We start from the raw sequence: 11,439 nt of genomic DNA, 5'->3' as shown, positions 1-11,439 counted from the left end.
AAACGTCCGAGCCACTTAAGGCGAGGAGGTCGCGTCGACCTTAATCAAGACGCTTCGGTGCGAGTGGATCCACGGCTTCATCGCCGACTTCTTCAACACTATCGACACTGACTAGCCGGGCTCTGTAAGCCACGTCTGTAAGCCAGGGTCTTGTGTCGCTCGGCGCACTCAGGGATACTCGATCTCGTCCCAGCAGCCTTTGATCGTTGAATTGCCGCAGAGCGGTGCTTCCAGTACGACAAGCCAAGTCCATGACCACTCGATCCATTCCTCTCCACCTTTCGCCTTCAGGAAAGCATTCTTATGAATGTCCCTCTGTTCTCGGCGACCTAACAGTTTGGTTGCACGTGCGCTTGTGTTCAGGGCTGAATAGACAACCTGTTGAAAGCGAGAGCGCGGACGGGATCGCCCGGTGAATGTAGCAAGCAAGAATGTCTGGAACGTCCATGAGAGCCAGCCGTCGTTTCTTCCTTTCCGGAATCTCAGCGCTTGCAGGCGCAATGGCTGCGTTGCCGCTGTATTCTCGGTGGACCCGGCAGTCCGGGTCGTGCTGGGGCGGGAGCCCTGCAACTGGCACTCTCCGCCAAGGTGGTGCGCCGGTCTACGCGACTGTTGCCAGCATGTCAGCTCTATCGGTTCCAGTGGGCGTTAACACCCTTCGAGTAGACGGTTTCAGCGCCGCAGGCGACGGCGGAGGAGCGCTGTACAAGAAGGTGTTGTCTGAGCCGTCGCATGCCGCGAAATTCCAGACCGACGACGGGGCGTGGTGGGAGCTTGCGGAGGGGCAAGACTCCTCCGCGGATATGCTGGGCGCCGTCGGAGACGGGATCACGGATGATGATGCGGCGGTTCAAACCGCTATTGCTCTTCGCTCAGCTACCTCCAAACGCTATTTAGTCGAGACCGTCAATTCTTTCAGCAATGCTGAAATGTTTGAGCGAGTAATCGACTCCGGCGCCGTAACTCCTGTGATAAATATTGCAGACAATACAGAGTTTTGGAAACTAAGTGGCCGCGTTGAGTCGATTGACGGGCAAGGCATTAGGGCCAACTCGCATGGTAGCGGCAAAATAGTCATCAATGGTGCAGATGTTATAGGCGCTTCCTACGGTTTTGTCTCTGATGACGCAGAATCGACAGATTTGCGTGATGTCATAATTAGTGCATCTTTCATGTATTCGGATCGAGCCGACGTGATCGCGCTCAACCATTTCGATGGGAACGCTCAAAACTTCATCCTAATAGGTGACATTCTCGGTACTGGGGTCGGATCGACCTTCGCCGGCTCTGGGTTCGGCTTAAGCGTCGCCGGCACAAAAGGGTGGCTGTTTGCAGACAGCATTATCAAATTCACGCGGAGCGAGGCGATCCATATCGAGGACGAGCAACGGGAAGGCCAGATTTCGAATGTAACAGTACGCGAAACGATCGACCACGGTCTCTACATCTCCCGCTCCGCGGAAAGTAAGGGCCAAGGACCATCGGACGGCATCAACGTCTCAAATTTCGTCGTCAAGCACAATAAAGATCATCCTAATCATCCAACCGGCTCCAACACTGGCTTCTATGGTATCTACGTTCTAGCCACAGAGCACGGCTCGGCACCGGCATGCAACTTTTCGAACGTTCGCGTACATGGCTTCGAATACGGCTTCAACATTGGCGGGGGATCGGCAAATGAAGTTTGCAATATTCGAAACGGTTATGCGAAAGACTGTGACTTTGCTGCCAACTTAGCGTACGGTGCGATTGTATGCGGAGATATTTTGGCAACGGATTGCCATACCCTCATCCGTTCTGGAAACAATTGTGAGATCGAAAGTATTGTCACGAATTCCGTACCTAGATCAGTCCTACAATATGTCGGAACTGTGATGAATCATGGTGTTATAATCCGACACCTTCAATTTCCAATAATATTCAATCACGCAGGTAATGGAACTGAAATATTTGATTTAATGGATATGCCAACAAGGCTTCTAGCCCGCGTCTCGGTACGGCTTAACAACAATAACAACTGCTTTTACAAATGCCTAAACCTGGCGTTCGACGGCGAAAACTTTTCAACAGATTCAGATGTCTCTTCCTATATTGGGGACTTTTCTGACGCAACGTTTCTGAATAATTCAGGAAAATTGGCGCTTCGTGCGACTAGCACATCGGTGGTATCGGAAAAGCGGCTGATTGTTGATATCCGAGGCGATATCTACTCCACCAAAGACCTGATGGTATACTGACCCTGATCGCCTTGCCGTCGCGGCGGGGTCGAGGAGTTGACCCTGGCGACCGCTGAGATCGAGCATTTGCCCACCCGGTCGGCGGTTGCCATTGCCCAGCCGATGACCTTGCGGCTGTAGCCGTCAAGCACGATCGCCAGATAGGCGAACTCCTCGGCAAGATTGACATAGGTGATGTCGACGACCCAGAGTTGGTCGATGTCGGTCAGTTGGAGGCCTCGTGCCAGATTGGGAACGACCCGCCAGCCATGGCTGGAATCTGGAGGCTTCTGTGAGGTCCGCATGCTCGATGGGTCGGGCGCGCTCGGCGTCGGACCTCATTCCGGATTGAGCGAAGCCGCGGGACGGTCTGGCACTATGGGGATTGTGGCGGTGCCGACTGTGCTGGGCTTTTGACGAATGGCTGTTGAACGCCATGTTCGCTGGTAGCCGGACGCTCGTCGATGGCGCCAGCGACGGCGTTGTGCCGATGGTCCGGTATGATGTTGCCGCCAAGGGTGCCGCTCATCGATCCAGCTTGTCGTGTTGCATGGCGTCGGTCGACAGGGGATTGCCGGCGCGCGTGACGGCCGGTGCTGAACTTCCGTGTTCCTGAGGCGTTTGGCGCAATCATGACGTGTCGTTGCAGAAGCGGTGCGGAGATGCGTCTCCACACCGCCAGATGCTGAGCGTGATCATCTGACCGCCGCAACAGGGGCATCGCCGTGCTTCCGAGATGGCGGCATCACCATGGGCGGCGTGAGATAGGCTTCCTGTTGGCGCGTCCAGCAGCCTCCGACACAGTTCAAGCTCTGTGGCGCGATGACCGTTTGCGAGGAAGCCGTAATGACGGATGCGGTGGAACCCATCCGGCAGGGTGTGCAGCAGGAAGCGCCGGATGAACTCGTGAACGTCGAGCTTCATGACCTTTGCCTTGCCGCGATGACGATAATCTTTCCAGCGGAACGCGACCCGATCGTCGGCCATGCTGACGAGCCGGGAATTGGCGATTGCGACGCGATGGGTGTATCGGCCGAGATAGGTCAGCACCTGTTGCGGCCCGCCGAACGGCGGCTTGGCGTAGACGACCAGCCCTGCCAGTTCGGCGAGGTCGCCGAAGAAACTCAGCCGACCCTGCGTCATAGGCGGCCAGCAGTTGCTCCATGAAGAGCCGCCGAAACAGGCGCGACAGGACGCGCACCGGCAGGAAGAACCCCGGCCGGCAAGCGACCCAACGTGTGCCGTCGGGCGAAAGGCCACCTCCCGGCACGATGCAGTGCAGGTGCGGATGGTAGTGCAGGTTCTGGCCCCAGCTATGCAGCACCGCGATGAGACCGATCTCGGCTCCCAGATGTTTGGGGTCGGCGCCGATCGTGCGCAACGTCTCGGCCGCGGTCTTGAACAGGATCGTGTAGATTGCCGCCTTGTTCTGGAACGCGATCGCAGCGATCTGCGCGGCACGGTGAATACGACGTGGAAATAGGGCACCGGCAGGAGTTCGGCCTCGCGCGCGGCAAGCCATTCCCGGCATGCCTGCCCCTGGCACTTCGGGCAATGCCGGTTGCGACAGGAATTGTAGGCGATGCAGATTGTGCCGCAGGACCGACATCCTTCGACATGGCCACCAAGCTCAGAGGTGCGGCACAGTTCGATCGCACTCATCGTGCGGCGCTCGACCCGCCGAGATGGCCGTCATTGGCCTGCCGATATTGCTCGCCGTGGCGGCGGAAGACGTCCGCCACCTCCGGTCTCGCCGACATGGCGAGGCCAGCTCAGCCGGGAGGCACCACCTCCAGCTTCAGCCGGTCGAGCGGACTTTCCGTCCGCCGGATGAGGCCGTTCGAGACCTTCGTGTAGCGCGCCGTGCTCGACAGGTAGTTGTGGCCGAGCAGAACCTGGATGATGCGGATATCGGTGCCGTTCTCCAGGAGGTCCGTGGCGAAGCTGTGTCGCAATGTATGGACTGTCACGCGCTTGTCGATCCCGGCGGCCGCACAACGACAGGCCGAATAAAGAACCTGCACATCGATGGGGCGATTTGCGTCGCGACCCGGAAACAGCCAATCCTTCGGCTTTGCCAGCCGCCAGTAGACGCGAAGAATCCGAAGCAGCTGCGCCGACAGCATCACATAACGGTCTTTGCCGCCCTTGCCACGCTTGACCGCTTGACCAGGATTACACCGCGTTCGCTGTCGATGTCGCCGACCTTCAGGCCAACGGTCTCGGAGGCGCGAAGTCCCGCCGCGTAGGCCGTGGTCAATGCCATGCGCGTCTTCAGACTCGGCAGCGCTTCGAGGAAGCGAACGACCTCATCGGCGCTCATAACCATCGGCAGCGTACGCGGTGCGCGGGCATAGGCGATGCGTTCCGGGATATCGGCATGGCCAAGCGTCACGCCGTAGAAGAACCGCAGCGCGCACACCGTCTGGTTCAGCACCGGCCACGATATCCCGGTCGAAATGAGATACGCCTGGAAGGCGCGGACATCCTCAAGGCCAAGCCGCTCGGGCGATCGGCCAAAATACCGGGAAAACTTCGCCACCGCGTGAATGTAGGATCGTTGCGTTGCCGGCGACAGATTGCGGACCGTCATGTCCTCGATCATGCGACGGCGCAGAGGGCTCAACTCGGCCATCTCTCATCTCCTGTTCTCAAGATTGCGCTTCAACAGCCGCAATCCTTCAAAACAGAAGCGTCTTCCGCAAACCCTCGCACTAAATGCCGCGGCAGCGCCTTCGTTCAATCCGTCGTCATCGGCACGAAACCTACCTTGCACAGACACAACAGATTGTCCTCGCACATCAGCCGCAGCACCGCGCTTGTGGTTTGCCCGCCAGCTCTCGCGGCCGAGCAGCACGGCAATCCGGCGATAGCCGTAATGCGGATTGGACAGCGCCAGGCGGTGGATCACATCACGCAGACCTGTCTCCTCACGGCGTGGAGACGATACCTGCCAATGCCGATAGTAGCCCGCGCGGCTCACGCCCGCGAGCCTGCACATCCGCTCGATCCCGATCACGCCTTGCAGCCCGGACGCCATCATCGCTTGGAAGACCGTGTAGATGCCGTCCCGCTAGGCGCGCCGCTCTGCTGGCGTTCTTCCCCGACGTGCTGCAAGGCTTGCTGAAAAATCGAGATCGACGGTCTTCTGTCCGACCAATAGCTCCAGATCGGCGATGCGAGCCAATGCCTGCGACAGCTCGTCAGACGTATCCGACGGCGCAGGCACTGCAGGATCGTTTGCTTGCAGCCGCACCGCTTCGACGCGCTGACGCCCAGCACCACGCAGCGCCGAAGACCCGTCAACGCGAAACTGCTTCTGCCACTGATAGAAACCCTTGCGCGACTCGCCGAGTTCCCGCGATAGCTTGCGCCATGCATGCGCTGCCCCGCGGCAAGCTTCAACTCGCGACTGGAACCGTCGCCCCAAATCCTCTTTCCCTATCAGTCCTCCTTGCGGAGAACTGTTACCCTTTTTGTGTCTCACCCAAGGGGTGCAGTCCACTATGTCTCCGGGTTGGACAAATTTGCGCGATGGCTGGGGCGCCAGGATTCGAACCTGGGAATGTCGGTACCAAAAACCGATGCCTTACCACTTGGCGACGCCCCAGCAGCCGGAATGTGTCCGCTGCGCGCGGCCTTATAGGACGAGCCGGCGCAAAGCTCAATGCCAAGAAACCCTGCACTAAGATAGGAACAGCCCCGACGGACAATTGGGAATGCGGTAGCCACCCGCGCATCAGAGCTTGATCACCGACGTCCGACACGCGTAGCGAATTGGATCCGATCCACGAATTCCATAATGGCATGCGACCTCTTGAAGTCGCTCTACGAGGCTGGACACACGTCAGCACCCGAATTTGCTTGCATTCTCCGGGGCGTCTACACACGTCGACTTGCAGGATGCCGCCGAAGCCAGCGAGATGGGCGATTGGACGCTCGGCCTTTCGGTCCGGCGCATAGGCATAGGCGACACCCGACGAGTCGCCGCCACTCCATGGTCGGTCATCGTGAGCATGGGCCCAGAGCTGCCCAGTGTTCGTTTTGCTGTAGCCGGGATCGAGCACCGGCGCGGTGGTTTCGTCAGCGAAGAGTTTTGGCAAGGCTTCAACTTGCCAAGCAACCGCCCATGCTCCGAACGCAGATACCAGGCGGCGCGGCGGCCGACCCAGTCGGCGAGCGTGGAGCGATCGAAAGTGATGCCCTGCCGGGCGTAGATCTGCGCCTGACATAGAGCGGCAGATGATCGGCATATTTTGAGACCAGGACCTGGGCGACTGTCGCTTCGGTCGGAGGGCCGCCCTCGATCAGCCGGGCGGGTGCGGGAGCTTGGATCACCACGTCCGGTCAGGCACGGCATATTTGGGCCGGCGCACGACGATCACAAGCAGCTGCGCCGGAACGATATCGAGCCGCTCGCTCACGTCTTCGCCGATGCGACGCAGGCCATTGCGGCAGCACGGGCAGGCATGGTCCTCGATGTCGGACAACCATCTCTGCGCGCGGCGAATGGGAGGGCAACGCGCCGCGGTTCGCCCGCCACTTGGCGACACGGGCCTGATGTTCCGTGGAACCTGCCCGCTCGCTCTCCTCCTCGTCGGCCACCTAATCTGCTCGGCCTCTTCGAGCCCAGCAGCAACTGATTCTCGGGGATTAGGACCTTGAGGGTCTTCAGCCTTCTCGAAGTTGCCGGTTCAACTAAGTCGGCGAGATGCCGACGGAGCTGGTCGTGAGTCTGAGCTGGACGGTAGCCTACTTGATCGTGCAGTTCATTCTGGTTGAACCGCATCTCAGTCACAATTGTCCCCTGCAGAACCTGCCTCCTTGCGACCAGCGGATAAGCCGAATTCGACCGTACCGATGCCGGCAACCTGATCTGCCGAACGATTTCACGCGACGAACGCGGGGACGCCTACGAATTATCCACAACTAATTGGTTGCGGGAGTGAGACTGTGGAGGGGTCTGGCTCTTAGGTGAACGTCTGTCTGATCTCTCGATGCGCGGGTGAACAGTTAGATAGGAACATAATTCACAAGTTTATTTCAGAGAAATGCAAGGTGGTATAATTTAGACATTAAACTATATGTCTTTCAATCTAACCAGATAATACGGCTAAAGCTACGGCCCTGGCGAAATAATATTGCTTGTTCTTTATTTATTATGCCCATGGAGGTTACTCCTTCCGTGCAGCATTCCTATTGGCGATCAACCATTCTATCAGAGCCTGCAGGTATGTGATTTGGCGCTAATATACACCCTCTAGTAGGCAGACATCCGCGGGGCGCTATCGAATCAAAATGAGGGATTATGGATGGCAACTCTGCACTATGCATCGGGTGGTTCTGCCACCGAAATCGCAACCGCCGGCTTCAATCTGGCTGACGTTCAGTATGTTTCGCTGGTCGACGCATTGCCTGACGGCATGAAAGGCCTGGTGTACCTCAACGAGCATGAGGGCGTAACCGCATCCTTCATCGAGAAAATGACCCCCTTCCTCGGCAATCCGAATGTGTTTGGGTTCTATCTGGTTGACGAGCCCGATCCCACGGGCAGGTGGGGTACCTATGCAACCGCCGAGAACCTGAAGGCGGAATCCGACTGGATCCATGAGCATTTTCCAGGCGCCAAGACCTTCATCACCATGATGAACATGGGATCCCCGACCAATCCGGATTTTACCAACACCTACAATCCGGCCAACACGCATATCGACTATTTTGGAATAGACCCCTATCCGGTGCGCACGGGAACGGACACGGTCGACTACGACATGATCGACCGAGCCGTGGCTGCAGCGGTGAAATCCGGCATCCCGATCAGCAACATCGTTCCGGTCTATCAGGCCTTCGGCGGCGGCAACTGGGAGACTTCCGACGGCGGCAGACAGGTCATGCCCACCGCCGAACAGATGCAAATCATGATCGATCATTGGGCCAAGCTGGTTCCGTCACCTGCCTTCGACTACACCTACAAATGGGGAACGCAGAACGGCGACACCGCATTAGAGAGCTCTCCGGAACTACAAGCCGTTTTCCGGGAGCACAACCTCGCAACGACTGGGACCGAACCGCCTCCAGTCGACACAAGCGACACCTTGTATGGCACCAGCGGCGACGATGTGTTCCACGGCGCCGGCGGCCACACGATGATCGGCTATGGCGGCAATGACACCTATTATGTCGATGACATCCGCGACAAGGAGATCGAGGCTGCGGGCGGCGGTACCGACAAAGCATTCGCCTCCGTAAGTCATGCGCTTGCGGCCGGATCGGAAATCGAACTTCTCGCCACCAACAGCCCGTCTGGTACGACGGCCATCAATCTGACCGGCAATGCGTTCGCCCAGACTATCCAGGGCAATGCCGGCGCCAATGTCATTAACGGCGGCGGCGGCGCCGACACGATGACCGGCTATGGCGGCCCCGATACCTACTATGTCGACAATGCCGGCGACAGGGTGATTGAGGCGGTGGGTGGCGGCGCCGACAGGGTGGTCACTTCGGTGAGCCATACGCTTTCGGCCGGCTCGCAGATCGAGCTTCTCGCCGCAAGGTATCCATCCGGCACATCGGCAATCAACCTTACCGGCAATGAGTTCGCCCAGAGCATCCAGGGCAATGCCGGCGCCAATGTCATCAACGGCCGCGGCGGCGCCGACACGATGACCGGCTATGGCGGCAACGACACCTACTATGTCGACAATGCCGGCGACAGGGTGTTCGAGGCAGTGGGCGGCGGTACCGACAAAGTGCTCGCCTCGGTGAGCCACGCCCTGTTGGCCGGCTCGCAGATCGAGCTCCTCGCCACCACCAATCCGTCCGGTACGTCTGCAATCAACCTGACCGGCAACGCCTTTGCCCAGACCATCCAGGGCAATGCCGGCGCGAACATCATAAACGGCGGCGGTGGCGCCGATACGATGATCGGCTATAGTGGCAATGACACCTATTATGTCGATGATGTCCGCGATAAGGAGATCGAGGCGGTGGGCGGCGGCTCCGACAAAGCACTTGCCTCCGTAAGTCATGCCCTTGCGGTCGGCTCCGAGATCGAGCTCCTCGCCACCAGCAATCCGTCCGGCACGACGGCCATCAACCTGACCGGCAATGCGTTCGCCCAGGCCATCCAGGGCAATGCCGGCGCCAACATCATCAATGGTGGCGGCGGCGCCGACACGATGACCGGCTATGGCGGCAACGACACCTACTATGTCGACAATGCCGGTGACAAGGTCATCGAGGCGGTGGGCGGCGGCACCGACAGGGTGGTCACTTCGGTGAGCCATACGCTTTCGGCCGGCTCGCAGATCGAGCTTCTCGCCGCAAGGTATCCATCCGGCACATCGGCAATCAACCTTACCGGCAATGAGTTCGCCCAGAGCATCCAGGGCAATGCCGGCGCCAATGTCATCAACGGCCGCGGCGGCGCTGACACGATGACCGGCTATGGCGGCAACGACACCTACTATGTCGACAATGCCGGCGACAGAGTTTACGAGGCGGTCGGCGGCGGTACCGACAGGGTGTTCGCTGCTGTGAGCCATGCGCTTTCGGCCAGTTCACAGATCGAGCTTCTCGCCACCACCAGCCCGTCCGGTACGTCTGCAATCAACCTGACCGGCAACACCTTTGCCCAGACCATCCAGGGCAATGCCGGCGCCAATGTCATCAATGGTGGCGGCGGTGCTGACATCTTGACCGGTAACGGAGGCAATGATGCCTTCGTGTTCAACAGCGCTCTTGGAGCCGGCAATATCGACAAGGTCACCGACTTCAACAAGCTCCAGGACAAGATCCAGCTCGACGACGCCGTTTTTGCCGGGCTTAAATTGGGCGGCCTTTCATCCGACGCTTTCTTTGCTGGCACGGCTGCGCATGATAGCTCCGACCATATAATCTACAACAGTTCAACCGGAGCGCTCTCTTTCGACAGCGACGGGATCGGTGGCGCAGCTCAAATACAGTTCGCCACTCTCTCTCCAGGTCTGTCGCTTACGGCAGGTTCGTTCCTTGTGATCTGAACAACCCGGAACGGCGGACCTTCAATTCGAGACGGTCCGCCGCCTTATCTTTGTTCAAGCACCGGATTTTCCAAGCAAAGTGACCGGGTCTGGTTGTGCTCTCCTCCTGGAGTGCAACGTCCCCTCCATAAAGGCTCGCTCCAAAATGGAGTGGTATCGTCCTTGTCCTCGTGATCCTGCCTCTAGAAGAAACCGGGATGGTTTCACTCAGTGTCAATACTGATATCTGGGGATAGTCCGCCGGCATCAAAAGCGCTCGAATGTCCGCAATTTATCGCTGCCTTGACCTTGAGCAGACATGCGGAGCTCCATTCAACTCGCGACACTCAATTATGCGCTTGTGGTCGCCGAGGAGGGCAGCTTTCTGCGCGCGGCCCGGCGCGCCGGGATCGATCACTCCGCGCTCAGCCGGCGCATAAGCGATCTCGAACACGCGATGGGGACGAGGATATTTCATCGCCATGCCCGCGGCGTTGGTCCAACCCCGGCCGGCGAGCGTTTCCTGGATCGTCTGCGCTCCGTGCTACTCGAACTGGACAATACTCTCACCCTGGCCAGGACCGGCATCAAAGATGAACAGCAAAGGCTTTCCATCGGCTCCAGCGGACTCATCCTCGCCGGGCGAGCGCTGGATGCAGTCATCGATTTCGGGAAATGTCATCCAAATGTGACCATCAGCTTGATCGAAGGGTCTCACCCTGCACCTGGGGCTACCCGGCGCGAGGCGGAGGTCGACGTTACCGTCATTTCCTCCTCCCAATCCACTGGCGGCGCATTCGAACTGAGATTGTGGAAGGACACCCTAGCCGTCGTTCTCGCTTCAAATCATCCTCTGGCAACCCGCCCGGTGATCGAGTGGTCGGAGCTGGGCCAAGAGACGCTGCTCGTGCGTAGGGGCGAAGCATTTCTGCTCGCCGACGCTGTGGGAAATGGCGTGCAGCTTCCCGCAATCGTGGAACATCACGTCAGTGCGGGCATCCTTCTGCGCCTCGTCGGGAACGGTCTGGGAGTCGCTCTGATCCATGACGGAGATGCCAACAATGTTCCTGAAGGTGTCGCCTGCCGCAAGCTGCGGATCGGGGGCAAGCCAATCCAGATCTGCAATTTTGCCCGTTGGCGCCTGGACAACGCCAATCCTGCCCTGCCGATGTTCATCGAGTTCCTGCGTGATCGGTATTCGCCCTGACGGCCGTCCGACCACA

General features: G+C 58.8%; 6 protein-coding genes, 1 tRNA gene and 3 pseudogenes. 3 read left to right on the top strand and 7 right to left on the bottom strand.

Annotated elements, in window-relative coordinates; translation table 11 throughout:
- Nucleotides 1-446: 446 nt before the first annotated feature.
- Nucleotides 447-2,237: a hypothetical protein gene (locus NKI08_RS30240; protein WP_352774666.1), complete on the top strand. Its 1,791-nt coding sequence runs from the start codon at nt 447-449 to the stop codon at nt 2,235-2,237.
- Here the strand turns inward: NKI08_RS30240 and NKI08_RS30235 are convergent.
- The 7 genes and pseudogenes from NKI08_RS30235 to tnpC form a co-directional block, all read right to left on the bottom strand.
- The gene (locus tag NKI08_RS30235; protein ID WP_352774665.1) at nt 2,207-2,521 is read right to left on the bottom strand and encodes a DDE-type integrase/transposase/recombinase; all 315 of its coding nucleotides are present in this window, start codon (nt 2,519-2,521) and stop codon (nt 2,207-2,209) included. The genes NKI08_RS30240 and NKI08_RS30235 overlap by 31 nt on opposite strands.
- A 325-nt stretch (nt 2,522-2,846) precedes the next feature.
- Nucleotides 2,847-3,976: pseudogene (locus NKI08_RS30230) on the bottom strand (IS91 family transposase).
- Between the two features lie 12 nt (nt 3,977-3,988).
- Nucleotides 3,989-4,851: pseudogene (locus NKI08_RS30225) on the bottom strand (site-specific integrase).
- A 3-nt stretch (nt 4,852-4,854) separates the two neighbouring features.
- Nucleotides 4,855-5,235 (bottom strand): hypothetical protein, encoded by a 381-nt coding sequence (locus NKI08_RS30220; protein WP_352774663.1) that lies wholly within the window; start codon nt 5,233-5,235, stop codon nt 4,855-4,857.
- A gap of 54 nt (nt 5,236-5,289) precedes the next feature.
- The gene (locus NKI08_RS30215; protein ID WP_352774661.1) at nt 5,290-5,721 is read right to left on the bottom strand and encodes a hypothetical protein; all 432 of its coding nucleotides are present in this window, start codon (nt 5,719-5,721) and stop codon (nt 5,290-5,292) included.
- A 30-nt stretch (nt 5,722-5,751) separates the two neighbouring features.
- Nucleotides 5,752-5,826 (bottom strand) — tRNA-Gln (locus NKI08_RS30210).
- 280 nt (nt 5,827-6,106) lie between these two features.
- Nucleotides 6,107-6,818, bottom strand: a pseudogene (gene tnpC, locus NKI08_RS30205) (IS66 family transposase); the annotation flags it as partial.
- A 710-nt stretch (nt 6,819-7,528) separates the two neighbouring features.
- Here tnpC and NKI08_RS30200 point away from each other — a divergent pair.
- Together NKI08_RS30200 and NKI08_RS30195 are read left to right on the top strand one after the other, a co-directional pair.
- Nucleotides 7,529-10,237, top strand: coding sequence for a calcium-binding protein (locus tag NKI08_RS30200; protein WP_352774659.1), 2,709 nt, complete (start codon nt 7,529-7,531; stop codon nt 10,235-10,237).
- Between the two features lie 298 nt (nt 10,238-10,535).
- Complete coding sequence (locus NKI08_RS30195; RefSeq protein ID WP_352774657.1) at nt 10,536-11,423, top strand: LysR family transcriptional regulator; 888 nt, start codon at nt 10,536-10,538, stop codon at nt 11,421-11,423.
- The last annotated feature ends 16 nt before the right edge of the window (nt 11,424-11,439 follow it).

This window comes from Mesorhizobium sp. M0768 (genome assembly GCF_040320195.1).
Classification (GTDB): domain Bacteria; phylum Pseudomonadota; class Alphaproteobacteria; order Rhizobiales; family Rhizobiaceae; genus Mesorhizobium.
This window is presented reverse-complemented; position numbering and strand designations above follow the sequence as displayed.

Excerpts from the sequence above, each read along its gene's own strand:
- NKI08_RS30240 (WP_352774666.1), top strand. The coding sequence starts at position 447 with ATGAGAGCCAGCCGTCGTTTCTTCCTTTCCGGAATCTCAGCGCTTGCA.
- NKI08_RS30235 (WP_352774665.1), bottom strand. The coding sequence starts at position 2,521 with ATGCGGACCTCACAGAAGCCTCCAGATTCCAGCCATGGCTGGCGGGTC.
- NKI08_RS30200 (WP_352774659.1), top strand. The coding sequence starts at position 7,529 with ATGGCAACTCTGCACTATGCATCGGGTGGTTCTGCCACCGAAATCGCA.
- NKI08_RS30195 (WP_352774657.1), top strand. The coding sequence starts at position 10,536 with ATGCGGAGCTCCATTCAACTCGCGACACTCAATTATGCGCTTGTGGTC.